Annotated in this window: 18 protein-coding genes; 14 read left to right on the top strand and 4 right to left on the bottom strand. The window is 69.7% G+C overall.

Annotation, left to right across the window (positions count from 1 at the left end):
* Positions 1-84 precede the first annotated feature (84 nt).
* The 3 genes from pgl to AAD027_RS04010 all read left to right on the top strand — a co-directional run bounded on the left by pgl (position 85) and on the right by AAD027_RS04010 (position 3,601).
* The gene (gene pgl, locus AAD027_RS04020; protein ID WP_341724711.1) at positions 85-798 is read left to right on the top strand and encodes a 6-phosphogluconolactonase; all 714 of its coding nucleotides are present in this window, start codon (positions 85-87) and stop codon (positions 796-798) included.
* Between the two features lie 344 nt (positions 799-1,142).
* The gene (locus tag AAD027_RS04015) at positions 1,143-1,661 is read left to right on the top strand and encodes a c-type cytochrome (protein WP_341724710.1); all 519 of its coding nucleotides are present in this window, start codon (positions 1,143-1,145) and stop codon (positions 1,659-1,661) included.
* Between the two features lie 209 nt (positions 1,662-1,870).
* A complete protein-coding gene (locus tag AAD027_RS04010) occupies positions 1,871-3,601 on the top strand; it encodes an ExeM/NucH family extracellular endonuclease (protein ID WP_341724709.1) in 1,731 nt (576 codons plus the stop codon).
* A 357-nt stretch (positions 3,602-3,958) separates the two neighbouring features.
* Here AAD027_RS04010 and ggt read toward each other — a convergent pair whose 3' ends face one another.
* Both ggt and AAD027_RS04000 read right to left on the bottom strand, forming a co-directional pair.
* A complete protein-coding gene (ggt, locus tag AAD027_RS04005; RefSeq protein WP_341724708.1) occupies positions 3,959-5,689 on the bottom strand; it encodes a gamma-glutamyltransferase in 1,731 nt (576 codons plus the stop codon).
* A 53-nt stretch (positions 5,690-5,742) separates the two neighbouring features.
* Positions 5,743-6,363 carry a tetratricopeptide repeat protein gene (locus tag AAD027_RS04000; RefSeq protein ID WP_341724707.1) on the bottom strand — a complete coding sequence of 207 codons (621 nt, stop codon included), beginning with the start codon at positions 6,361-6,363 and terminating at the stop codon, positions 5,743-5,745.
* Between the two features lie 172 nt (positions 6,364-6,535).
* Here AAD027_RS04000 and AAD027_RS03995 point away from each other — a divergent pair, with 172 nt between their 5' ends.
* Positions 6,536-10,246, top strand: coding sequence for an indolepyruvate ferredoxin oxidoreductase family protein (locus AAD027_RS03995; RefSeq protein ID WP_341724706.1), 3,711 nt, complete (start codon positions 6,536-6,538; stop codon positions 10,244-10,246).
* 218 nt (positions 10,247-10,464) lie between these two features.
* On the opposite strand, the gene AAD027_RS03990 is transcribed toward AAD027_RS03995, so the two are convergent.
* On the bottom strand, positions 10,465-11,097 hold the full coding sequence (locus AAD027_RS03990) for a DUF938 domain-containing protein (protein ID WP_341724705.1): 633 nt from the start codon (positions 11,095-11,097) through the stop codon (positions 10,465-10,467).
* Positions 11,098-11,100: 3 nt separating this feature from the next.
* Positions 11,101-11,931, bottom strand: a complete 831-nt coding sequence (locus AAD027_RS03985; RefSeq protein WP_341724704.1) for an NYN domain-containing protein — start codon at positions 11,929-11,931, stop codon at positions 11,101-11,103.
* A 184-nt stretch (positions 11,932-12,115) separates the two neighbouring features.
* On the opposite strand from AAD027_RS03985, the gene AAD027_RS03980 reads away from it, so the two are divergent.
* The 10 genes from AAD027_RS03980 (at position 12,116) to AAD027_RS03935 (ending at position 25,439) form a co-directional block, all read left to right on the top strand.
* Positions 12,116-13,744: a TldD/PmbA family protein gene (locus AAD027_RS03980; RefSeq protein WP_341724703.1), complete on the top strand. Its 1,629-nt coding sequence runs from the start codon at positions 12,116-12,118 to the stop codon at positions 13,742-13,744.
* Positions 13,745-13,970: 226 nt separating this feature from the next.
* Complete coding sequence (locus AAD027_RS03975) at positions 13,971-15,605, top strand: TldD/PmbA family protein (protein ID WP_341724702.1); 1,635 nt, start codon at positions 13,971-13,973, stop codon at positions 15,603-15,605.
* 26 nt (positions 15,606-15,631) lie between these two features.
* The gene (locus AAD027_RS03970; RefSeq protein ID WP_341724701.1) at positions 15,632-16,966 is read left to right on the top strand and encodes a TldD/PmbA family protein; all 1,335 of its coding nucleotides are present in this window, start codon (positions 15,632-15,634) and stop codon (positions 16,964-16,966) included.
* Between the two features lie 197 nt (positions 16,967-17,163).
* Complete coding sequence (locus AAD027_RS03965) at positions 17,164-17,871, top strand: DUF4159 domain-containing protein (protein ID WP_341724700.1); 708 nt, start codon at positions 17,164-17,166, stop codon at positions 17,869-17,871.
* 99 nt (positions 17,872-17,970) lie between these two features.
* The gene (locus AAD027_RS03960; RefSeq protein ID WP_341724699.1) at positions 17,971-18,966 is read left to right on the top strand and encodes an AAA family ATPase; all 996 of its coding nucleotides are present in this window, start codon (positions 17,971-17,973) and stop codon (positions 18,964-18,966) included.
* A 13-nt stretch (positions 18,967-18,979) separates the two neighbouring features.
* Positions 18,980-19,876 (top strand): DUF58 domain-containing protein, encoded by an 897-nt coding sequence (locus AAD027_RS03955; protein ID WP_341724698.1) that lies wholly within the window; start codon positions 18,980-18,982, stop codon positions 19,874-19,876.
* Complete coding sequence (locus AAD027_RS03950; protein WP_341724697.1) at positions 19,873-21,039, top strand: BatA domain-containing protein; 1,167 nt, start codon at positions 19,873-19,875, stop codon at positions 21,037-21,039. Before AAD027_RS03955 ends, AAD027_RS03950 begins: the two co-directional genes overlap by 4 nt.
* Positions 21,036-23,216 (top strand): hypothetical protein, encoded by a 2,181-nt coding sequence (locus AAD027_RS03945; RefSeq protein ID WP_341724696.1) that lies wholly within the window; start codon positions 21,036-21,038, stop codon positions 23,214-23,216. The genes AAD027_RS03950 and AAD027_RS03945 overlap by 4 nt, the downstream gene beginning before the upstream one ends.
* Positions 23,213-25,057, top strand: a complete 1,845-nt coding sequence (locus AAD027_RS03940) for a carboxypeptidase regulatory-like domain-containing protein (RefSeq protein ID WP_341724695.1) — start codon at positions 23,213-23,215, stop codon at positions 25,055-25,057. Before AAD027_RS03945 ends, AAD027_RS03940 begins: the two co-directional genes overlap by 4 nt.
* A gap of 55 nt (positions 25,058-25,112) precedes the next feature.
* Positions 25,113-25,439, top strand: coding sequence for an I78 family peptidase inhibitor (locus AAD027_RS03935; RefSeq protein ID WP_341724694.1), 327 nt, complete (start codon positions 25,113-25,115; stop codon positions 25,437-25,439).
* The last annotated feature ends 26 nt before the right edge of the window (positions 25,440-25,465 follow it).

The following is a 25,465-nucleotide window of genomic DNA, read 5'->3' as shown; positions in this document are numbered from 1 at the left end:
CGCTCCCGGCCCTGCCGCGGCAGGGCCTTCCGCCCGGACTCCGGTCCGTCTTCCCGCGGGAATCCCCCCACCTCCCCGAGCCCCATGCCTCCCACCGATCTTTCCCTGCAGATCCAGCTGCACCCGTTCCCCGACGGCGATGCCGTCGCCCAGGCGCTGGCCCAGGCCGTCGCCGACGACCTGCGCGCCGCCCTCGCACTGCGCGGCCAGGCCAGCGTGGCCCTGTCCGGCGGCAGCACGCCGCGCCGCTTCCTGCAGGCGCTGTCGCTGCAACCGCTGGACTGGTCGCAGGTCACCGTGACGCTGGTGGACGAACGCTGGGTGCCCGAGGACAGCGAACGCTCCAACGCCCGCCTGCTGAAGGAGCACCTGCTGCAGGGCGCGGCGGCGCAGGCGCGTTTCGTGCCGCTGTTCCAGCCCGCGGCCACGCCGGAAGACGCCCTGGACAGCGTGCACGCCACGCTGCCGGCGCGGCTGGACGTGGTGGTGCTGGGGATGGGCAACGACGGACACACGGCGTCCTTCTTCCCCGGCGGCGACCGGCTGGCGCAGGCGCTGGATCCCGCTGGCGATGCGGTGCTGTTGCCGATGCGCGCACCCGGCGCGGGCGAGCCGCGCATCACCCTGACCCTGCCGATGCTGCGTGACGCCGGCCGCCTGTACCTGCATATCGAGGGCGCCGAGAAGCGGCAGGTGCTGCAACAGGCGCTGTCCGGCCAGGGCGAAGGCGCGGGCTACCCGATCCGCGCCGTGCTGCGCGCCCTGTCCGCGCCGTTGCAGGTCTACCTGGCGTACTAGGGCGAATCGACTTCAGCCGCATGCGGGAACGTAGCCGGTTGGAGAGCGGCAAGGGGTAAAGAGGGAAGCCGGCGGCTTGCCAGTGCGCACGGCGCACGACGTCCCGCTTCCGGCCCGGTGTCGCCCCGAAACGGGTCGGCGATGTCGGTCGGGGGTGAATGTCGATCCGGTCTGGAAGCGAACCTCGCGTGGTTGAGGCAAACCGTGCCTCACCGCTTATAATGCCGCCCTGTCCGCGGTGTTCCGATGCCACGGCCTTGCCCGGACGGCCGTGGCCGGCAGTCCACTGGCCCCCGTTTTCGTAGCCATGCATGGCCCCGCGGCCGTGCTGCCAAAGGTGGAAAGTGCGTAACTACGACCTCGAATTCCTCAAGCAATTCTCGATGGTGATCGGCTTCCTGATGCTGGTCACCGGCGGCCTGATCGTCGGTGCGTTCTTCCTGCACGGCAGCCTTCCGCCGGAAGTGAACCCCAGGACCGCGCAGCTGACCGAGGCGCGCATCGCCCCGGCCGGTGCCGTGTACGCCGGCGAAACCGGCGCCGCGGCGCAGGCCGCAGCGGCCGCCGCCGCGCAGGCCGCCGCCGCCTCGCAGGTGGCCTACGGCGGCACCACCGACGGCAGCGTGATCTACCAGAACCTGTGCGGCGCCTGCCACACCAACGGCGTGGGCATGGCCCCGACGCTGACCGCCTCCAGCTTCGGCGCGCGCGCCAGCAAGGGCGTGGAAACCCTGTACAAGCACGCCATCGAGGGCTTCACCGGTCCGGATGGCGGCATCATGCCCCCGAAGGGCGGCAACCCGGCCCTGACCGACGAGCAGATCCACGCCACGGTCGACTGGATGCTGGCCAACAGCAAGTAATCCCGTCGAACCGTCCGCGACAGCGCCGCCTCCGGGCGGCGTTTTCGTTTGCCGCCCCCGTAGGAGCGCCCCATGGGCGCGATCACGTACCGGATGCACGAAAGCGAGAGCATCGCGTCCATGGGGCGCTCCTGCCGTGTCGAAGGCGCATGCCGGAACGACATGATTCCCGGGTAACCTTGCCGCTTTCCATTCCCGGTCGTCCCGCGATGACGTCACTCCGCTCGCTGCTTGTCCTCGCCCTGCTGGGCACATCGACGCTGCCTGCCTGTGCCGCATCGCCCGGCGGCAACGTGATCCGCATCGGGCAGGTGCAGGGCGACGGCGCGCGCAGCCCGCTGGACGGGCAGACGGTCACGGTGGAAGGCGTGGTCACCGGCGCCTTCTTCGAGGGGCTGGGCGGCTTCTTCGTGCAGGATGCCGGCGACGGCGATCCGGAAACCTCCGACGCCCTGTTCGTCGCCATCGAAGACGGCACGCCGCCGCCCACCCTCGTTGCGGGCGACCGCGTCCGTGTGCGCGGCATCGTCGGCGAGCGCAAGACCGGCGGAGATGCCACCCTGACGACGCTGCATGCGCCACGCATCGAGATGCGCGGTCATGGTGACGTGCCCCTCACGGTACGCGACGCCGCACCTGGCGACTGGGAGGCCCTGGAAGGCATGCACGTGCGCATCGACGCCCCATTGACGCTCAGCGGCACCGATGCGCTCGGCCGCTTCGGCGAGCTGACCACGAGCTTCGTCGGCCGTTTGTGGCAACCCAGCGAGGTCGCCGTGCCGGGCAGCACCGAATACGCACATGCCGTCGCCGACAACGCACGTCGCCGGCTGGTGCTGGACGACGGCAGCGCCGCGCGCGATCCGGCCGCCGTCTGGTACGTGAAGGACGGCCAGCCGCTGCGCACCGGCACCGTGCTGAACGGCGTGCGGGGCATCGTCGACCAGCGCCACGGCGGCTGGCGCCTGCAGCTGACCGCGGCACCGACGATCGCCGCGCCGGAACGCCCCGCCCCGCCGCGGGTCGCCGGCAACCTGCGCATCGCCGCGTTCAACCTGGAAAACCTGTTCAACGGCGACGGCCGCGGCGGCGGCTTCCCCACCCCACGCGGCGCCAAGACCGCCGCACAGTACCAGGCGCAGCTGGCCAAACTGGTCGCCACCATCCGCGGCCTCGACCCCGACATCGCCTCGCTGATGGAACTGGAGAACGACGGCTACGGTGCGGACTCCAGCCTCGCGCAGTTCGTCGATGCGCTGAACGCCGATGGCGCGCGCTGGCGCTTCGTCGATGCCGGCCAGGGCCCCGGCCCCGACACCATCCGCGTCGGCATCATCTACCGCGGCGACCGGGTGAAGCCGACCGGCCAGCCCGCCACGCTGGAGGAAGGCCCGTTCGGCGAACGCAGCCGCAGCCCGCTGGCGCAGGCCTTCGTGCCGCTGGCCGGCCAGGCGCAACCGGTGGTCGTGGTGGCCAACCACTTCAAGTCGAAGGGCTGCTCGGAGGCGACCGGCGCCGATGCCGACCAGAAGGACGGCCAGGGTTGCTGGAACGCGCTGCGGCTGGATTCCGCGCGACGGCTGGATGCCTGGCTGAAGACCGACCCCACTCGCACGCGCAGCGACCGCACCGTGCTGCTGGGCGACTTCAACGCCTACGCGATGGAAGACCCGATCCGCTGGCTGCGCGACGACGCCGGCTGGGTGGACGCCTTCACCCGGGCCGGCGTGGAGCGGCCCTACAGCTACGTCTACAACGGCCTCAGCGGCCGGCTGGACCATGCCTTGCTGAGCCCGTCGCTGGCCAGGCAGTTGCGCGGCGCGGCCGAGTGGCACATCAACGCGGACGAGCAGGACGCGCAGGGGTACGCTGAAGGCGACGCCTCCGTGCCGTGGCGCAGCTCGGACCACGACCCGTTGTTGCTGGGGTTCGATCCGTAGGGTGCGCCCCGGCGCACCATCCCGCCGGCGCCGCGGCGGTTCCTTGTGGGAGCGACGTAAGTCGCGACAGATAGTCGGTAAAGCTTCATCGCGACTTACGTCGCTCCCACGGGGTTTCATCGGGGGCGCAGCCCCTGACCTGCGGCCGCCTTTGTAGAAATCCTTTGTAGAAATTGGGAGTGGTGCCGACCTGCCGGCACGGGTCGGTCGCGAGCGCGAAGAATCCATCGGCCACCGATTGACACGGATGAGCTTGGATAAAGCTTCGTTGCTTCATCCGTGGAAATCCGCGCAATCCGTGGCTTCCTGCTTTCCAGGGTTTCCGGTCGCGACTGACGTCGCTCCTACAATGGGGCCTCAATAGCCCGCTGCCTGTCCGTCCTTGCGGCTTTCGCTGGCGCCGTAGTAGACGCCGGTTTCCGGATCGCGGCGGATCGCCTGGTAGCCGCCGTACGGGCCCAGCGCCCATTCCACGTGGTGGCCCTTGTCCATCAGCGCGCGCACGGTTTCGTAGGGGAAGCCCGACTCCAGCTGCACCACGCCGCCATCGCTCATCGCGGTGGCCCGGCCGGTCGGTTCGGTGGAGCCCTCGTGCTGGATGCGCGGCGCGTCGCCGGCTTCCTGCAGGTTCATGCCGAAGTCCACCAGGTTCATCACGATCTGCACGTGGCCCTGCGGCTGCATCGCGCCGCCCATCAGGCCGAAGCTGGTGTGGGGCTTTCCGTCCTTGGTGATGAAGGCCGGGATGATGGTGTGGAAGGGACGCTTGCCGGGCGCGTAGCAGTTCGGATGGGCGGGCTTCTCGTCGCAGCCCTCCAGCACGAACATCTCGCCGCGGTCCTGCAGGATGAAGCCCAGGCCCGGCGGCGCCATGCCGCTGCCCATGCCGCGGTAGTTGGACTGGATCAGCGAGACCATCATGCCGTCCTTGTCGGCGGTGGTCAGGTAGATGGTGTCGCCTTCGTCCAGTTCCTTCGGCGTGCCCGGCTGCACTTCGCGCAGCACCTTGCCGTCGGAGATCAGCGCGCGCCGCTGTTCGGCATACGGCTTGGAGACCAGCCGCGCGACCGGGGCGGGATGGAATGCCGGGTCGGCATACCAGCGCGCGCGGTCGGCGAAGGCCAGTTTCTTCGCCTCGACGAAGAGGTGCACGTGCTGCGGGCTGCCGAAGGGGATCCTGCTGAAGTCGTAGCCTTCCAACACGTTGAGCATCTGCAGCGCGGCGATGCCCTGGCCGTTCGGCGGCAGTTCCCACACATCGTAGCCGCGGTAGTTGGTGCTGACCGGCTCGACCCACTCGCCGGTATGCGCGGCCATGTCCTCGTAGGAAAGGAAACCGCCGTTGGCCTTGAAGTAGGCGTCGATGGTGCGGGCGATGTCGCCGGTATAGAACGCATCGCGGCCGCCGTCGGCGATCCGTTGCAGCGTATTGGCCAGGTACGGGTTCTTCCACAGCTCGCCGACGCGCGGGGCGCGGCCGTCGAGGGTGAATTGCTCCTTGAAGCCCGGGAACTTCGACAGCCGCGGCACCGAACGGTCCCAGTAGTAGGCGATCGTCTGGTGCACCGGATGGCCCTCGCGCGCGTAGCGGATGGTCGGCGCCAGCACGTCCTTCATCGGCAGGCGGCCGAAGCGTCCGTGCAGCGCGAACCAGGCATCGACGGCGCCCGGCACGCTGACCGGCAGCGGACCGTGCGGCGGTATGTCGGTGATGCCCTGCTGCCGGAAGTATTCCAGCGTGAGCGATTTCGGCGAACGGCCAGAGCCGTTGTAACCATGCAATTTCTTCGTCTTCGGATCCCAGACGATGGCGAACAGGTCGCCGCCGATGCCGTTGCCGGTGGGTTCCATCAGGCCCAGCGCGGCATTGGCGGCGATGGCCGCGTCCATCGCGCTGCCGCCCTGCTTCATCACGTCCAGCGCGATCTGCGTGGCCAGCGGATGCGAGGTGGCCGCCATCGCCTGCGGGGCGATGACCTCCGAGCGCGTGGCGAAATCGCGGCCGGCGATGCGGTCGGCGGCCAGCGACGGCAGGGACGAAGCGACGGCCAGGGTGGCCGCGAGGCAGATCGGGAACGATGCGCGCATGGCGTGTGGCGGACTGGCGCGCGGTGCGCGCCTTCATCCCGCGATGTTACGCGTTACGGCCAGCTAGGCGGATTGGCCACCCACGCCTGGTGCACTTCGGCCAGCGTATCGCGCTCGGCTTCGGTCCACGTGGGCAACAGTTGCGCGAAATTGGCCGGGTTGGTCCACTGCGTGGGTTCGGTACGCACCGCGGCGGCGTACCACTCCACGGCCTCGGTCTTCCGGTCCACGCTCCACAGGCCCACCGCCAGCGTGGGCGGCAGCCACGACGGCGCGCCGACGCCGCTGACGAGCGTGCTCCAGCGCTGCAGGGCGGGCTGGTATTCCCCCAGGCGGTACAGGTCCCAACCGTAGTTCCAGTTGATCGAGCGCCACGTCGTGCCCCCCGCCTGCGTGCTGGCCAGCGCCTGGTCGTACAGCTGTTTGCCCAGGTCGACGCGGCCATCGGAAATCGCCACGTGCGCCAGCTGCGCCGTGGCCTCGATGACCTTGCGGCCGCGCTCGCGCGCCTTGACCAACTGGTCCACCAGCGCATCGCCCTGCACGCCCTCGACCACCACGATGGGCACGGCGGCGCGGTCCTGGTCGAAGTAGAACTCCTTGGGTTTCGGCAACGTCTGCGCCCGGACAGCGAACGCCATCAATGCCAGCGCGATGGCCAGCCCCGTCTTCATGCCCATTTTCACAACGATCCCCTGCGACAACTTCGGTGACACCCCTCGTCGCATCCTAACCGCTGCAATGCACAACGACGAAGTGACCGCCGTCACATAAAAGGGCGCTGCTACAATGCGCGCCCTAGCGCCCGAGGGGTTTTCGGGCCACGCCAGCCGCTTTGGGCCCGCCATGACCAGCACCGCCGAACTCACCTCACCCTCGTCCGCCAATACGCCGCAGATCGGGGTGATCGACAGCGACTACACGCTGGAACACAAGTACACCCGCACCGACGGGCGCATCTACCTGAGCGGCGTGCAGGCGCTGGTGCGGCTGCCGCTGATGCAGCGGCTGCGCGACCAGGCGGCGGGGCTGAACACGGCCGGTTTCATCAGCGGTTACCGCGGCTCGCCGCTGGGCGGCTTCGACCTGGAGCTGTGGCGGGCGAAGAAACACCTGGCCGAAGCGCAGGTGAAGTTCATCCCGGGCCTCAACGAGGACCTGGGCGCGACGATGGTGTGGGGAACGCAGCAGACCAACCTGTTCCCCGGCGCCAAGGTCGATGGCGTGTACGCGATGTGGTACGGCAAGGGCCCGGGCGTGGACCGCTGCGGCGACGTGTTCAAGCACGGCAACGCCGCGGGCACCAGCCAGCACGGCGGCGTGCTGGCGCTGGCCGCCGACGACCACAACTGCCGCAGCTCGACGCTGCCGCACGGCTCGGAAGACGAATTCGTCAGCGCGATGATGCCGGTGCTGAACCCGGCCGGCGTGCAGGACATCCTGGACCTGGGCCTGGTGGGCTGGGCGATGAGCCGCTACACCGGCCGCTGGATCGGCTTCAAGACGATCGCCGAAACGGTGGAATCGTCGGCATCGGTGGAAGTGGACCCGTTCGCCCGCAGGATCGTGCTGCCGGAAGACTTCGACATGCCGCCGGGCGGCCTCAGCATCCGCTGGCCGAATCCGCCGCTGGACCAGGAAATGCGCCTGCACAGGTACGCGGTGGGCGCGGCGCAGGCGTTCGCCCGCGCCAACGGCGTGGACCGCATCGTGCTGGATTCGCCGCGCGCGCGGCTGGGCATCGTCACCACCGGCAAGAGCTACCTGGACGTGCTGCAGGCGCTGGAATACCTGGGCCTGGACGAACGGGCGTGCGCCGACATCGGCATCCGCGTGTACAAGGTCGGCATGACCTGGCCGCTGGAGCCGGTGGGCATCGCCGGGTTCGCCCGCGGCCTGGAAGACATCGTCGTGGTGGAGGAGAAGCGCGCCTTCATCGAGCGGCAGATGAAGGAGTACTTCTACAACTGGCCGGCCAGCGCCGGCACCCGCCCGTCCATCGTCGGCAAGTACGACGAAGCCGGCGAATGGATCCTGCCGTCCACCGGCGAGCTCACGCCCGCGACCATCGCCGGCGTGATCGGCAAGCGCATCCAGCGTTTCTTCACCGCCGAGTCCATCGAGCAGCGCCTGCGCTGGATGGAGGAGAAGGAAGCCGAGATGGCGCTGCCGCGCGCCAACTTCCCGCGTGTGCCGCACTACTGCAGCGGCTGCCCGCACAACACCTCGACGGTGGTGCCGGAAGGCTCGCGCGCGCTGGGCGGCATCGGCTGCCACTACATGGTCACGTGGATGGACCGCAGCACCGACACCTTCACCCACATGGGCGGCGAAGGCGTGACGTGGTCGGGGCAGGCGCCGTTCACCGAGACCGAGCACGTCTTCCAGAACCTGGGCGACGGCACGTTCTTCCATTCCGGCTCGCTGGCGGTGCGGCAGTCGGTCGCCACCGGCGTCAACATCACCTACAAGATCCTCTACAACGACGCGGTGGCGATGACCGGCGGCCAGCCGGTGGACGGCACGCTGTCGGTGCCGCAGATCGCGCACATGATGCGCGCCGAGGGCATCGACACCATCGTCGTGGTCAGCGACGAGATCGGCAAGTGGAGCAAGCCGGAGATCTTCCCCTCGGGCGTGGAGTTCTTCGACCGCAAGCAGCTGGACGAGGTGCAGAAGCGCCTGCGCGAAGTGAAGGGCGTGTCCATCCTGATCTACGACCAGGTCTGCGCCACCGAGAAGCGCCGCCGCCGCAAGCGCGGCAAGCTGGCCGACCCGGCCAAGCGGGTGATGGTCAATACGCTGGTCTGCGAAGGCTGCGGCGACTGCGGGGTGAAGAGCTTCTGCGTGTCGGTGCTGCCGAAGGAAACCGAGTTCGGCCGCAAGCGCGAGATCGACCAGTCCAACTGCAACAAGGATTTCAGCTGCGTCAACGGCTTCTGCCCCAGCTTCGTCACCGTGCACGGCGGCACGCCGCGCAAGGGCAAGAAGAAGGACACCGCGTCGTTGTTCGACGCGCTGCCCGCGCCGGCGTTCAAGTCCGACCTCGCGCAACCCTGGAACATCCTGATCACCGGCGTCGGCGGCACCGGCGTGGTGACCATCGGCGCGCTGCTGGGCATGGCCGGCCATCTGGAAGGCAAGGGCGCCAGCGTGCTGGACCAGACCGGGCTGGCGCAGAAGGGCGGCGCGGTGACCACCCACATCCGCATCGCGCGCGCGCCGGAAGACATCCACGCCGTGCGCATCGCCGCCGGCGAGGCCGACCTGGTGCTGGGCTGCGACATGGTGGTCGTCAACGACTACTGGGTGCTGTCCAAGGTGCGCGGCGAGCGTTCGCAGGTGGTGCTGAACACCTACGAAGCCATGCCCGGCACGTTCACCACGCATCCGGACATGGAATTCCCGGCCACCGACATCATCGCCGGCGTGAAGGTCGCGCTGGGCGGCCGCGAGCCGATGCTGGTCGACGCCACCCAGCTGGCGACCGCGTTGATGGGCGATGCGATCGCCGCCAACCTCTTCATGCTGGGCTACGCCTGGCAGCAAGGGCTGGTGCCGATATCGTTCGACGCCATCATGCGCGCGGTGGAGCTCAACGGCGCGGCCATCGAGATGAACAAGCAGGCCTTCGCCTGGGGCCGCCTGGCCGTGGTCGATCCGCAGGCGGTGCAGGCGGCGGCCGGCCTGATCCACAACACCCAGACCGAAAGCGAGCGCACGCCGGGCACGCTGCAGGTCCTGCCGCCGGGCGAGTGGGAAAGCAGCGAGTGGGCCGCCAACGCCGCGCCGCGCACGCCGGACAACGAAAGCGAGCTGCGCGGCCTGCCGGAAGGCGGCACGGGCAGCGGCGACAACGTCGCCTTCCTGCCGCTGGACGACCTGCGCCTGTCGCGTTCGCTGGACGAACTGATCGCCCGCCGTTCGGCCTTCCTCACCGACTACCAGGACACCGCCTACGCGAAGCGCTATACCGACCTGGTGGCGAAGGTGCGCGCGGCCGAGAACCTGAAGGCGCCCGGCTCCACCGCGCTGACCGAGGCCGTGGCCCGCTACTTCTTCAAGCTGATGGCCTACAAGGACGAGTACGAAGTCGCACGGCTGTACACCAGCGGCGATTTCCGGCGCCGCCTGCAACAGCAGTTCGACGGCGACTACCAGGTGCGCTTCCATCTTGCACCGCCGCTGTTCGCCAAGAAGGACGCGCAGGGCCGGTTGATGAAGCAGGAATACGGCCCGTGGATGTTCAAGGCCTTCGGCCTGCTGGCGAAGCTGCGCTTCCTGCGCGGCGGTGTGTTCGACGTGTTCGGCTACACCGGGGAACGCAAGGGCGAGCGCCAGTTGATCGGCGACTACGAGAAGACGCTGGGCGAATTGCTGGCGTCGCTGGAAGGCGACAGGCTGGACCTGGCGGTGGAGATCGCCAGCATCCCCGAACACATCCGCGGCTACGGCCACGTCAAGGAAAAGCACCTGCACGCCGCCAAGGCGCGCGAGGCCGAGCTGCTTTCGGTCTGGCGCAACCCCAGGGCGCTGCATATCGTGCAGGCGGCGTAAGGAAACACTCCGCTTCGGTGGAGGCGCCGTGTGCATGCGGCGCTCGGCAAGCCCTCTGTAGGAGCGGCTTTAGCCGCGACCGCACACCCTGAAGAGCCTTTCAGCCATGGATTGACACGGACGAACACGGATAGAGCTTTCTTGCCTTGATCCGCTTTATCCGCGCTGATCCGTGACTCCTGTGCTTCTTCGATTCATGGTCGCGGCAAAAGCCGCTCCTACAGCCGTTCCTGCGGGGGATGGGATCTGCGCCACACCAGGCAGCGATTGTTGGCCGGCATCGCGTTGTCTTCGACCAGCGACAGGCCGATGCCTCGTGCCAGCACGTCGACGGCCTCGAAGTCGCGGAGGGCGGACGCGGGATCGCGTGCCTTCAGCCAACCATCGAAATCGCGGTTGCTGTCGCTGGTGTAGGCGCCGTCGTAGTTGAAGGGACCGTAGACGACCAGCCACCCGCCCGTTTCCAGCACGCGGCCGACGCCGGCGAAGAACGCTTCGACCTGCGGCCAGCCCATGATGTGCAGGCTGTTGGCGGTGAACGCCGCATCGAAGCGCTGCGCCGGCCATGCGCCGGCGACATCCAGCTCCAGCGGGGCGGGCGTGTTCGGCAAGCCCGCCTCGTCCAGCCACAGGCGGATGCCGGGCAGGCCGTCGGCGCGGTCGCTGCACTGCCAGGTCAGCCACGGCATCGCGGCGGCGAAATGCACCGCGTGCTGCCCCGTGCCGCTGCCGATCTCCAGCACGCGATGGACATCGTCGAAACGGCGCTGAAGCACCGCCAGGATGGGATCGCGATTGCGCTCGCACGCGGGCGAGAACGGTTTCCCGACCGCTTCGCCGGCGGATGCCATCGCTCAGCCCGTGGCGCGCACGTAGAAGCGCTTCACCCCACCCTCGCCCGCGCGCTCCTCGACCTGGAAGTGGCGCGACTGCGCCTTCAGCAGGTCGCTGAGCTTCTTGTGGCCGTACAGGCGGGTGTCGAAGTTGGGCCGCACCTTGTTGAGATAACTGCCCACGCTGCCCAGGAAGGCCCAACCCTGTTCGTCGCTGGCCTCTTCGATGGCCTGCCGGATCAGCCGCAGCGGCAATGCTTCGCCCTTGCCGCTCTCGGCCGCGGGCGCGGCGGTGGGTTCGGCGACGACGGCCGGCTTGCTGGCGGCGGGCCTGGCGGCCTTCTTCGCCGGCTTGGCGGGCGCCGGCGTCGCGGCCGGCGTTTCGCTGCGCAGCACCTCGGTGTAGATGAACTTGTCGCAGGCCTGCACGAAGGCATCCGGCGTCTTGCGTTCGCCGAAGCCGTACACGGTCAGGCCCTCCTCGCGCAGGCGCTGGGCCAGGCGGGTGAAATCGCTGTCGCTGGACGCCAGGCAGAAGCCGTCGAAGCGCCGCGTGTACATCAGGTCCATCGCGTCGATGATCAGCGAACTGTCGGTGGCGTTCTTGCCGCTGGTGTAGGCGAACTGCTGCACCGGGGCGATCGAATGCTTCAGCAGCGCCTGCTTCCACTGGGTCATCCGCGTGCTGGTGAAGTCGCCGTAGATGCGCTTCACGCTGGCCACGCCGTACTTGGCCACTTCCGCCAGCAGGCCTTCGATCACCGAAGGCTGGGCGTTGTCGGCATCGATCAGCACCGCCAGCCGGGGTTGCTCGTCGTCGTTCTCCTGCCGGGGGACGGAACGCGATTTCATGGAGTGCTCCGCAAGGGTCCGTGGATGGCCTGCATTGTGCACCACGCCGCAGGCCGCCGTTCCATTCCGACCGCGCGCATGACCGCGGCCACTTGACGCTCGCGGACCCCGCGACCAAAGTCCGATACCCGACCTTCACCTGTCGCCGCAGGATGGCGCGGCGACACGCTCCGGACACCGGCACATGCAACGACGCGACTTCCTGACCCTCGGCGGCCTGGGCCTGGCCGGCCTGATGCTGCCGCATTCCCGCGCGATCGCCGCCGAAGCGCTGCTGGAGCCGGTGGACGCCGCGCGCCGCAGGACGCTGGCCGATGCCGCGTTGGCCGCCGCCACCGATGCGGGCGCGAGCTACTGCGACGTGCGCATCGGCCGCTACCTGCGGCAATCCGTGATCACCCGCGAGGACAAGGTGCAGAACGTGGTCAACACCGAATCCTCCGGGGTGGGCGTGCGCGTGATCGCCGATGGCGCCTGGGGTTTCGCCGCCACCCACCAGCAGACCCCCGATGGCGTCGCGGCCGCGGCGCGCCAGGCCGTCGCCATCGCGCGGGCGAATGCGCGCATCCAGACCAGGCCGGTGCAGCTGGCGCCGCTGAAGGGCGTCGGGGAAGTGGCGTGGAAGACGCCGATCCGCAAGAACGCGATGGCGGTGCCGGTGAAGGAGAAGGTGGACCTGCTGCTGGGCGCCAACGCCACCGCGCTCGAGGCGGGCGCCAGCTTCGCCGCGTCGCGCATGTTCGCCATCAACGAGCAGAAATACTTCGCCAGCACCGATGGCTCGTACATCGACCAGGACGTGCACCGCATCTGGGTGCCCTTCACCGTCACCGTGGTGGACCAGGCCACCGGCAGGTTCAAGACCCGCGACGGCCTGTCCGCGCCGATGGGCATGGGGTACGAGTACCTGGACGCCAACCCGCAGGACAAGTTCGCCCTGCCCGGCGGCATGGTCGGCTACGGCGCCTCCTACGATCTGCGCGAGGACATCGTGGCCGCGGCGAAGCAGGCGCGCGCGAAATTGACCGCGCCGTCGGTGAAGCCCGGCAAGTACGACCTGGTGCTGGATCCGTCCAACCTGTTCCTGACCATCCACGAGAACGTCGGCCATCCGCTGGAACTGGACCGCGTGCTGGGCTACGAGGCCAACTACGCCGGCACCAGCTTCGCCACGCTGGACAAGCGCGAGCAGCGCTTCCAGTGGGGCAGCGGCATCGTCAACTTCACCGCCGACAAGACCGAGGCGCGCAGTCTGGGCGCGGTGGGCTTCGACGACGAAGGCGTGAAGACCCGGCGCTGGGACCTGGTGAAGGACGGCGTGCTGGTCAACTACCAGGCCACCCGCGACGAAGTGCACATCCTCGGCGAGGACGCATCGCACGGCTGCAGCTACGCCGATTCGTGGGCCAGCGTGCAGTTCCAGCGCATGGCCAACGTGTCGCTGGCGCCGGGCAAGGCGCCATTGACCGTGGAACAGATGATCGCCGGCGTCGAGAACGGCCTCTACATCCACGGCCGCGGCTCGTATTCCATCGATCAGCAACGCTACAACGCGCAGTTCGGCGGCCAGCTGTACTTCGAGATCAGGAACGGCGAGGTGACGCGGCAGGTCGAGGACGCCGCCTACCAGATCCGCACGCCGGAGTTCTGGAACGCCTGCGCCGCCATCTGCGACGAACGCGACTACCGCCTGGGCGGCTCGTTCTTCGACGGCAAGGGCCAACCCAGCCAGGTCTCGGCGGTGTCGCACGGCTCGGCGACCACGCGCTTCAACGGCATCAACATCATCAATACGGCGCGCAGTTTGGGGTGAAGCCGGGAATGGGGATTCGGGATTGGAGATTGGCGTAAAGCGGCGGCCGTCACGAATTCCCGATTCCGAATCCCGAATCCCCAATCCCGGCGTCTATGCCGAAAGTCATTTGACGCCCTCTCCAGCGGGGGCAAGAATCGGGGACGCGCCTGCGCTTCCCGCAGGCGCCTTGCTTCCGTCGCAGTCCCCTCCGCGCACGCGCGGCCTTCATCGGTGGAGAACAGCCTTGCAACGACGTGACTTCCTGGCCCTGACCGGCCTCAGCCTGGGCGGTTTGATGGTGCCGTCCTTCCTCGGCAAGGCCATTGCCGCCGAACAATTGCAGTCCACGCTGGACGTGGCGTTCAAGAAGCGCCTGGCCGACGCCGCGCTGGCGGCTGCCAGCAGCGCGGGCGCGACCTACTGCGACGTGCGCATCGGCCGCTACCTGCGCCAGTTCGTGATCACCCGCGAGGACAAGGTGCAGAACGTGGTGAACACCGAATCCACCGGTGCCGGCGTGCGCGTGATCGCCAACGGCGCCTGGGGCTTCGCCGCCACCAACGAGCTCACCGCCGAGGGCATCGCCACCGCCGCGCGCCAGGCCGCCGCCATCGCCAAGGCCAACAGCAAGGTGCAGACCAGCCCGGTGCAGCTGGCCCCGGCCAAGGGCGTGGGCGAGGTGTCGTGGAAGACGCCGATCAGGAAGAACGCGATGGACGTGCCGATCAAGGACAAGGTGGACCTGCTGCTGGGCGTCAACGCCGCGGCGATCGACGCCGGCGCCGACTTCGTCAACTCCATGCTGTTCCTGGTCAACGAGCAGAAGTACTTCGCCAGCACCGACGGGTCCTACATCGACCAGGACGTGCACCGCATCTGGGCGCCGATGACGGTCACCGCCATCGACAAGGCCACCGGCAAGTTCCGCACCCGCGACGGCCTGTCCGCGCCGATGGGGCTGGGCTACGAATACCTGGACGGCGATGCCGCGCAGAAGTTCGCCACCCCCAACGGCGTCATCAACTACGGCCTGTCCTACGACATGAAAGAGGACGCCATCGCGTCGGCCAGGCAGGCGCGCGCCAAGCTGACCGCGCCGTCGGTGAAGCCGGGCAAGTACGACCTGGTGCTGGACCCCTCGCACACCTGGCTGACCATCCACGAGTCGGTCGGCCACCCGCTGGAGCTGGACCGCGTGCTGGGCTACGAGGCCAACTACGCCGGCACCAGCTTCGCCACCCTGGACAAGCGCGAGCAGCGCTTCCAGTACGGCAGCGACATCGTCAACATCTTCGCCGACAAGACCCAGCCCGGCAGCCTGGGCGCGGTGGGCTACGACGACGAAGGCGTCAAGTGCAAGCGCTGGGACCTGATCAGCGACGGCAAGCTGGTGGATTACCAGACCATCCGCGACCAGGCCCACATCCTGGGCAAGACCGAATCCGACGGCTGCTGCTACGCCGATTCGTGGAGCAGCGTGCAGTTCCAGCGCATGGCCAACGTGTCGCTGGCGGCCGGCAAGGCCAGGCTGAGCGTGGCCGACATGATCAAGGACGTCGAGGACGGCATCTACATCATCGGCGACGGCTCGTTCTCGATCGACCAGCAACGCTACAACGCGCAGTTCGGCGGCCAGCTGTTCTACGAGATCAAGAACGGCCAGATCACCAGACAGATCGAGGACGTGGCCTACCAGATCCGCACGCCGGAGTTCTGGAACGCCTGCGCCGCCGTCTGCGACGAGAGCGACTACCGCCTGGGCGGCTCGTTCTTCGACGGCAAGGGCCAGCCCGGCCAGGTGTCGGCGGTCTCGCACGGCTCGTCCACGGCGCGCTTCAACGGCATCAACGTCATCAACACCGCCCGCTCGCTCGGCTGACCGGCGCCCAAGGAGATCACCAGAACATGAGCATCCTCACCGAAGCGCAGGCCAAGGCCATCCTGGACAAGGTCATCGCGCTGTCCACCGCCGACGAGTGCACCGCCTCGCTCTCCGGCTCCATCGAGGGCAATATCCGCTTCGCCCTCAACAACGTCTCCACCAGCGGCATCGTCAGCAACACCGACCTGGCCGTGCAGGTGGCCTTCGGCAAGCGCACCGGCGTGGCGACCATCAACGAGTTCGACGACGCCTCGCTGGAACGCGTCGTGCGCCGCGCCGAGGACCTGGCCCGGCTGGCGCCGGAGAACCCCGAGTTCATGCCGGCCGTGGACAAGCAGGCCTACCAGGCCAGCCCGACCTTCAGCGACTCCACCGCCGCCATCACGCCGGAGTTCCGCGCGCAGGTGGCCGCCGATTCCATCGGCCCGTGCAAGGCCGAGAAGCTGATCGCCGCCGGCTTCCTGGAGGACGGCCAGAGCTTCGTCGCCTTCGCCAACAGCAAGGGCAACTTCGGCTACCAGAAGGCCACCGCGTTCAACTACACCTGCACCGTGCGCACCGAGGACGGCCGCGGTTCCGGCTGGGTCGGCCGCAACCTGAAGGACGCCAGCGACTTCCAGGCCGGCAGCGACATCCGCACCGCCATGCGCAAGGCCAGCGAGTCGGCCGAGGCCAAGGCGCTGGAGCCGGGCAAGTACACGGTGATCCTGGAACCGGCCGCCGCCGCGGGCCTGATCTCCTTCATGATGAATTTCTTCGACGCCCGCCAGGCCGACGAAGGCCGCAGCTTCCTGTCGAAGAAGGGCGGCGGCAACAAGCTGGGCGAGCAGGTCTACGACCCGCGCGTGAACATCAGCGCCGACCCGTGGCACCCCGGCGCGGAGGTGATGCCGTGGGACAACGAGGGCCTGCCGCGCGAGAAGATGGCCATCGTCGAGAACGGCAAGGTGGTCAACCTGGAGTACTCGCGCTTCTGGGCGCAGAAACAGGGCAAGCGCGCGATCGGCTCGCCGGGCAACCTGCTGATGGCCGGCGGCAACAAGTCCACCACCGAGCTGGTCGCCGGCACCCAGAAGGGCATCCTGGTCACGCGCACCTGGTACATCCGCATGGTGGACCCGCAGACGGTGCTGCTGACCGGCCTGACCCGCGACGGCACGTTCTACATCGAGAACGGGCAGATCAGGCACCCGGTCAAGAACTTCCGCTTCAACGAATCGCCGGTGATCATGCTCAACAACATCGAGGAACTGGGCAAGCCGGTGCGCGTGGCCGGCGACGAGTCCAGCTTCGTGATGATGATCCCGCCGATGAAGCTGCGCGACTTCACCTTCACCTCGCTGTCGGACGCGGTGTAACGCAGTGATCTGTTCCCTCCCCCGCCCGCGGGGGAGGGTTAGGGTGGGGGCCCGACGAAATACCGATATCGACGCACGGCGCGCGCCGCCGAAGCCTATGCCCTCCTCTATCCAGAACGGCTGATGACACGTTGCTTGTCCCTGCCCCCATCCCAACCTTCCCCCGCAAGCGGGGGAAGGGGCGGTTTGCTGGCCCCATGACACGCGCCCAGTTCCTCCGCCTGATGACCGCCGGCCTGGCCGGCGCGCTGCTGGCCGGGCCATGGCGCGGCGCGCGCGCGGCCAACGGGCAATACGACTTCTGGTTCACCCGGCTGAAGTACGACTCCGGCGACTGGGACGTGGACGCGCGCATGCCGTCCAACCTGATCACCTCGCTGATCGACTACACCAGCCTGCGCGTGGACCCGAAGGAGCACGTGCTGGCGCTGTCCGACCCGCGCATGCTGGCCGCGCCGTTCTGCTACCTGGCCGGGCACAAGCTGGTGGACTTCAACCCGGCCGAGCGGCGCAACTTCGAGCGCTACGTGCGCAACGGCGGCTTCGTGTTCGTGGACGACTGCAACCACGACATCGACGGCCTGTTCGCCAAGTCGTTCGAGGCGCAGATGGCGGCGATCTTCGGCGCCGCCGCCATGAAGAAGCTGCCGAACGACCACGCGATCTACCGCAGCTTCTTCACGTTCGACGGACCGCCGGCCACCGGCTTCGAACTCAACGGCTGGGGCGACGACCTGGTGCACGATTACCTGCAGGGCATCGAGATCGACGGCCGCCTGGGCGTGCTCTACAGCAACAAGGACTACGGCTGCGAATGGGACTACGACTGGCGCAACAAGCGCTTCCTTGCCGAGGACAACACCAAGTTCGCGGTCAACCTCGTCATCTATGCGCTGACCACATGAGATCTCCCTGTAGGAGGGGCTTTAGCCCCGACCGCGGACCCAGAAGAAAAGCATCGGGGCTGAAGCCCCTCCTACATTTCTCCTTGCGATGACACATCCATGACCCAGATCACCGAATCCGACCTCCAGCAACAGCTCGCGCGCCTGGGCCAGCTGCGCAGCGCCATCGCGCAGGCCATCGTCGGCCAGGAGGCCGTCGTCGAGCAGTTGCTGATCGGCCTGCTGGCCGGCGGCCACTGCCTGCTGGAAGGCGTGCCCGGACTCGGCAAGACGCTGCTGGTACGTTCGCTGGGGCAGGCGCTGGAACTGCAGTTCCGCCGCGTGCAGTTCACCCCCGACCTGATGCCCAGCGACATCCTGGGCACCGAACTGCTGGAGGAGGACCACGGCACCGGCCATCGGCATTTCCGCTTCCAGCCCGGCCCCATCTTCACCCACCTGTTGCTGGCCGACGAATTGAACCGCACGCCGCCGAAGACCCAGGCCGCGCTGCTGGAGGCGATGCAGGAACGCACCATCAGCTACGCCGGCACCACGCACGCGCTGCCGTCGCCGTTCTTCGTGCTGGCCACGCAGAATCCGCTGGAACAGGCCGGCACCTATCCGTTGCCGGAAGCGCAGCTGGACCGCTTCCTGCTGCACATCCGCGTCGACTATCCCAGCGAACAGGAAGAGCACGACATCCTGGCGCAGACCACCGGCCGCGCCGGCGGCGAGGTGCCGCGGGTGATGGGCGGCGAGGAAGTGCTGGCGCTGCAGGCGCGCGTGCGCGACGTGCATGTCGGCGAGGACCTGTTGCGCTGGATCACCAGGCTGGTCCGCGCCAGCCGCCCGGCCGACGGCGTGCCCGAGGACGTGCGCAAGTACGTGCGCTGGGGCGCCGGCCCGCGCGCCGGCCAGTCGCTGGTGCTGGCGGCGAAGGCGCGCGCGTTGCTGCACGGCCGCCTGGCCGCCACGCGCGAGGACATCGCCGCGCTGGCCGCGCCGGTGATGCGCCATCGCCTGCTGCTGTCGTTCGCCGCCGAGGCCGAGCAGAGGAGCGCCGACGACGTGATCGGCGCGCTGCTGCGCGGCGTGCCGTTCCCCGGCGCCTGAGCGAAGCCGCGCCGTGTCGCACGAGTTGATCCCCGCCGATGTCCGCAGCCGGCTGAAGGACCTGCGGCTGACCGCGCGCCGCGCCATCGGCACGCAGGGAGTCGGCCTGCACCACAGCCGCAGCCGCGGCGCCGGGCTGGAGTTCGCGCAGTACCGCGCCTACGAACCCGGCGACGAACTGCGCCAGATCGACTGGAAACTGTACGCGCGCTCGGACCGCTTCTTCGTGCGCGAAGCCGAACGCGAAAGTCCGCTGACGGTGTGGATCGTGCTGGACGCCACCGCGTCGATGGCGCAGCAGGACGCCGCGCGTCCGGGCTGGTCGCGCTTCGATGCGGCGAAGGCGCTGGTGGCCTGCGTCGGCGAGCTGGCTTTGCGGCAGGGCGACCGTTTCGGCCTGATCGCGCTGCATGGTCACGGACTGCACCTGGTCGCACCCGGCAACGGCGCACGCCAGCGCGACCGCCTGCTGCTGGAGCTGCATGCCCTGCGCGCGGCCGGCGAATTTCCCGCCGCCGACAGGATCGCGCCGCTGTGGGAACGCATCGGCGCCGGCGACCTGGTGGTGGTGCTGAGCGATTGGTTCGATGAAGGCGTGGCGGCGCTGGCCGAACGGCTGGCGTCCGCGCGTCGCGAGGTGCTGGCCATCCAGTTGCTGACGGTGGAGGAACGCGACTTTCCGTTCACCGGCGGTCATCGCTTCCGCGATCCGGAAAGCGGCGAGGAGCTGTTGGGCGACGGTGCCGCGCTTCGCACCGAGTACCTGCGACGTTTCGACGCCGCGCAGCGCGCGCTGGATGCGCGGCTGGATGCCAGCGGCATCCGCCACGCGCGTTACGTACTGGACCAGCCGCTGGACCTGCCGCTGCGCCGGCTGTTCGGCGCGCGCGACGCGGCGGAGTACGCATGAGCCTGGCGTTCCTGCTGCCCGCCGGCTTCGCCGCACTGGCCGCGCTGCTGCTGCCGCTGCTGCTGCACCTGGCGCGCCGCCACGAACAGAAGCCGACCGACTTCTCCGCGCTGCGCTGGCTGCGGCAGAAGCCCAGGCCACGGCATCGCGTCCGCTTCGACGAATGGCCGCTGCTGTTGCTTCGCCTGCTGCTGCTCGCGCTGCTGGCGCTGTGGCTGGCGCGGCCGGTCCTGTCGGGCGCCGAGGACGATGCCCCGTGGATCGTGGCGGTGCCGGGCGTGGACACGGCACAGATGCGCGCCCAGGACCCGGAACAGAGCCATCGACTGCATTGGCTGGCGCCCGGCTTTCCCTCGCTGGATGAAGCGCCGCCCACGGGCAGCCTTCCGGTCGGCAGCCTGCTGCGCCAGCTCGATGCCGAGCTGCCGGAGGGCGTGGCGCTGACCGTCGTGGTGCCCGCCACGCTGCAGGGTGCCGATGCGCAGCGTCCGGTGCTGTCGCGCACCGTGCGATGGACGGTGATGGACGGCGCGATGCCGGCCGCGACGACGCCTGCGGCATCGCCGCCGGCGCTGGTGGTGCGGCACGCGGGCGGGGACGAAACCGGCCTGCGCTACCTGCGCGCCGCGGTACAGGCATGGTCGCCGCCGGATGGCGCGGCGCCATCGGCGATCTCCCTCGATACGAACGACCAGGCGATACCGTCGTCCGCGAAGCATCTGGTCTGGCTGGCGCCGGGCGCGCTGCCATCCTCCGTGCGCCAGTGGATCGACGCGGGCGGCATCGCATTGCTCGGCGACAGGACCGAGCTTGCCGGCTTCGTCGCGACGACCGTCCCGTGGCGCGACGCGCAGGGCGCGGCGCTGGTGGAATCCGCCGACTCCGGCAAGGGCCGCGTGCTGCGCTTCACCCGCCCGTTGCGACCCGCCGCGATGCCGGAACTGCTGGAAGCGGATTTCCCGCGGCGCCTGCGCGACCTGTTCGCCGAGGCGCCACCCGCCCCCACGCGCGTGCTCGCCAGCGACTACGCGCCGATCGCCGGCGGCACGGCCTACCCGACCGCGCCGCGCGACCTGCAACCGTGGCTGGCGCTGCTGATCGCGCTGCTGGCGCTGGTCGAACGCTGGCTGGCGACGCGCCGGCAACGGAGCGTGGCGCCATGACCGTGCCTGCATCGGCGATGCGGCGCCTGCGGCAGGCGCGTCGGCATGCCGTCGGCGGCGATGTGCTGTTGTGGGCCGCTTTGCCGGTCGCCGCCGCCGCACTGCTGTGGCGGACGACGACGCCCGCCATCGCCATGACCGTGCTGCTGGCCGGCATCGCGCTTGTGCTGGGCGTCGCGGGGCGGCGGGCGAAACGCTTCGACACGCATTGGCTGGTGCGGCAGTTGAACGGCCGGCGCAAGGATCTGGACGACAGCGCCGACCTGCTGTTCGCCTCCTCCGCCTCGCTCGGTCCGTTGCAACAGTTGCAGCAGGCGCGCGTGCGGCAACGCCTGCAGGCGCAGCCGGCTCCCGACCTGCGCACGTCCTGGCCCTGGCCGCGCATCGCGGCAGGGTGGCTGGCGGCGCTGGCGATCTTAGCCGCTGCCGCGCTGTGGCCACCGCGCGCGCCGGATGCGCGGACACTGGCGCCCGGCGACGAACCCGTGGCCGCCGTGCCGGGCATTCCCCGCCTGGTCGCGCAGCGATTGCAGGTGACGCCGCCCGCCTACACGGGCCTGTCCGCGCGTTACGAGTCCACGCTGGAGACGAAGGCGCCGGAAGGGGCCCGGCTGGCGTGGACGCTGCGCTTCGATCCGCAGCCCGAATCCGCCGCGCTGGTCTTCCACGACGGGCAACGCATCGCGCTGGTCCGCGACGGCGACGACTGGCACGCGCGCCACACGCTGGCGAAATCCACGCTGTACCGCGTGGTCGCCAGCGGCACCGAGTCGCAGCCGCCGTCCAGACTGCGCCGGCTGGACGCCATCGCCGACCGGCCGCCGCAGGTGAAGGTGCTGGCGCCGGATCGCGGCCTGAGCCTGGTGACGGTCGGGCAGACCCGCTGGTCGCTGTCGTTCGAAGCCAGCGACGACTACGGCGTCGCGCCGACCGCGTCGCTGAAGCTGACCCTGGCCCAGGGCAGCGGCGAGAACATCGAATTCAAGGAACGCACCATGACTCTGCGCGGCAGCGGACCGGCCACCGCGCGCCGCTTCGCCGCATCGCTGGACCTGGCCGCGCTGGGCATGGCGGTGGGCGACGACCTGATCGCGCAGCTCAGCGTGCGCGACAACCGCGCGCCCTCGCCGCAGCTGGCGCAGAGTCCGGGCCTGATCCTGCGCTGGCCGGCCGATCTGGGCAACGAGAGCACCGGGCTGGAGGCGCTGGCGAAGAAGGTGATGCCGGCCTACTTCCGCAGCCAGCGCCAGATCATCATCGATGCGGAAGCCTTGCAGAAACAGCGGCGCAGCCTGGCCGCGGAACGCTTCGTGCAACGCTCGGACGCGATCGGCGTGGACCAGCGCATCCTGCGGCTGCGCTACGGCCAGTTCCTCGGCGAAGAGGCGGAAGGCGCGCCGCAACCGCCATCGACCCACGATACCGAAGAAACCCACGACGACGACGACGGCCACGACCATGCCGGCGAACCCGCGGCGGCCGACGACGGGCACGGGCATGGCGAAGCGGTCAGCGCGACCGGCGCCGCGTTCGGGCGCGAAGCCGACGTGCTGGAAGCCTACGGCCACACCCACGACCATGCCGAAGCCGCCACCCTGCTCGACCCGGAGACGCGCGCCACGCTGAAGAAGGCGCTGGACCAGATGTGGCAGTCCGAACTGCACCTGCGCCAGGGCCATCCGGACCAGGCCCTGCCGTTCGCCTACAAGGCGCTGGAATACATCAAGCAGGTGCAGCAGGCCACCCGCATCTACCTGGCGCGCGTGGGCCCGGAACTGCCGCCGATCGACGAGACCCGGCGCATGAGCGGCAACCGCACCGGCCTGGCGCGGCGCGAACTGGGTGCGCTGCGGCGCGCCGGAACCCTCGACGACAGCGCCCCCGCGCAGGCCTGGCGCACATTGGCCGAAGCGCCCGGCGGCGATGCCGGCGCCGACCTCGATGCGCTGGAACGCTGGCTGCGCCAGAACGAGTCGCGGGTGCCGGATGCGCTGGACCTGTTCGCCGCCATCGACGGCGTGCGCAACGACCCGGACTGCGATGACTGCCGCCAGCGCCTGCGCGCGCTGCTGTGGTCGGCGCTACCGCAACCGCCCGCGCAGGTGCCGCGCCGCGATGCGCCGGACGCCAACGGACGCCGTTACCTGGATGCCTTGCGGCAGGAGCCGGCGCGATGAACCTGCCCGCATTGCCGCCGCTGGTCCTGGCCGTCGTCCTGGCGCTGGGCGTGCTGCTGGCCTGGGCCAGGCTGGCCCATTGGCAGGCCCGCGCGCCGGCCGCTGCGCGCAGCGCGCGCGGGCGGATGCTGGCCCTGTTCGCCCTGCAACCGCTGTGCGCGCTGCTGCTGTACTTCACCCTGTCGCCGCCGCGCCAGGCCGGCGCTACCGGCACGCTGGTCGTGCTGACCGCGAACGCCGACACGGCGGCGCTGCCGGCCGCACTGCGAAGCGAACGCCGCATCGCCCTGCCCGAAGCGCCGGCGACGGCCGACGTCGAGCGCGTCCCCGACCTCGCCACCGCACTGCGCCGCCATCCGGACGCGCAACGGCTGCACGTCGTCGGTGCCGGACTGGAAGCGCGCGACGCGGACGCCGTGGGCGATCGCGCGCTGTCGTTCACGCCTCCACCGCTGCCGCGCGGCATCGTGCGGCTGGATCCGGCGGTGGGCCGGGTGGCGCCCGGCGGCGTGTTCACCGCCAGCGGACAGGTGGAAGGCGTGGCGCAGGCGAGCGTGGAGCTGCGCGATCCGGCCGGGCAGCGCATCGATGCCGCGCCGGTCGATGCGCGGGGGGTATTCGTGTTGACCGGCACGGGCCGCCTGCCCGGCCCGGCCGGGTTCACCGTGCAGGTGCTCGACGCGCGGAAGAAACCCGTCGAATCGCTCGCACTGCCGGTATGGACGCAGGCCGATCCCGCGCCACGCGTCTGGGTGCTGGCCGGCGCGCCGAACGCCGAACTGAAATACCTGCGCCGCTGGGCCACCGATGCCGGCCTTCCCCTGCACCTGCAGGTCGGACTGGGCGGCGGCCTGCAGCTGGGCGATGCGCCGTTGCCGATGACCGCCGATACGTTGCAGCGTTTCGACCTGGTGGTGCTGGACGAACGCAGCGCGGCGGCGCTGGGCGAAAACCAGCGCGCGGCGCTGGCCGCCGCCGTGCGCGACGGGCTGGGCCTGATGCTGCGCGTCACCGGCCCGGTGCCGCAGAACACGCGGCGCTTGCTCGGCTTCCAGCTCCAGGCGAGCGGCGAAGACGCCGGCTTCCGCCTGCTCCGCCCGGCCCCCGACGACGATGCCTGGCGGGCACGGCGCGGCAGCGGCACCGCCGATGCGCCGCTGGATGCCGACGCGGTCACCGGTGGACTGCCGGCGCTCACCCGCCGCACGACCTCCGCGCAGGCGGACGACGCGCTTCCCCTGCTGCGCGACGCCGACGGCAACGCGCTGGCGCAGTGGCGCGCGGAAGGACGCGGCCGCGTCGCGGTGTGGATGCCGGTGGATACCTACCGGCTGGTGCTGTCCGGGCATCCGGAACGGCATGGCGAACTGTGGTCGCAGGCCTTCGCCACGCTGGCGCGCGGCTCCGGCAGCCCGCCTCCCCGCCTGCCGGCGGACGCGCGCGAACAGCAGCGCGTGTCGCTCTGCGGTGTGCCTGCCGAAGCCCGTGTCGTCGCCCCCGATGGCCATGCGACCCGCCTGCTGCCCGATCCCGCCACCGGCAGCGACCGCTGCGCCGCCTACTGGCCACGGCAACCGGGCTGGCATCGGCTGGAATGGGGCGATGCCGGCTGGCCCTTCCACGTCCGCGCTCAGGACGAGGCGCCAGGATTGCGCGCGGCGGCATTGCGCGAACGGACCCTGCGGCTCGTCGGCGAGGCCAAGGCTGCTTCGCCCGACCGGGCGCAAGTGGAAGCGGGGCCGCGCGGACCCGCCTGGCCGTGGTTCCTCGGCTGGCTGGCGGCGGCAGGCCTGCTGTGGTGGCTGGAACGCAGCCGTCGCGGACGCATCGCGGCCACATGACCGCCGCGGCGGACTGGCGTACGCTGCCGTCACTTCGACCCACGGAACCCCACCCATGCACATCCTACGACGCGCGATTCCTCCCCTGCTGGCCGTGTCCGGCGTGGCGCTGATGCTTTCCGCCTGCACCGCCAGCGCACCCGTCGCGGGCGAAGGGGCCACGAAACCGGAAGGCTCCGGCACCTGCGTGGCGGAGAACGTGCAGTGGGCCGTCGGCCAGGAAGCCACCCAAGCCACGATGGGCCGCGTCTGGCGCGAGAGCGGCGCCGGCCTGATCCGCCCCATCGGCCCCAAGCAGGCGGTGAGGATGGACTACCGCCGCGACCGGGTGAACGTGAAACTGGACGCGGAGAACATCATCACCGAGGTCACCTGCGGCTGATCGGGCGCCGTCCGCGCGCCTGCGCA

This window comes from Pseudoxanthomonas putridarboris (genome assembly GCF_038321125.1).
Lineage (GTDB): Bacteria > Pseudomonadota > Gammaproteobacteria > Xanthomonadales > Xanthomonadaceae > Pseudoxanthomonas_A > Pseudoxanthomonas_A putridarboris.
This window is presented reverse-complemented; position numbering and strand designations above follow the sequence as displayed.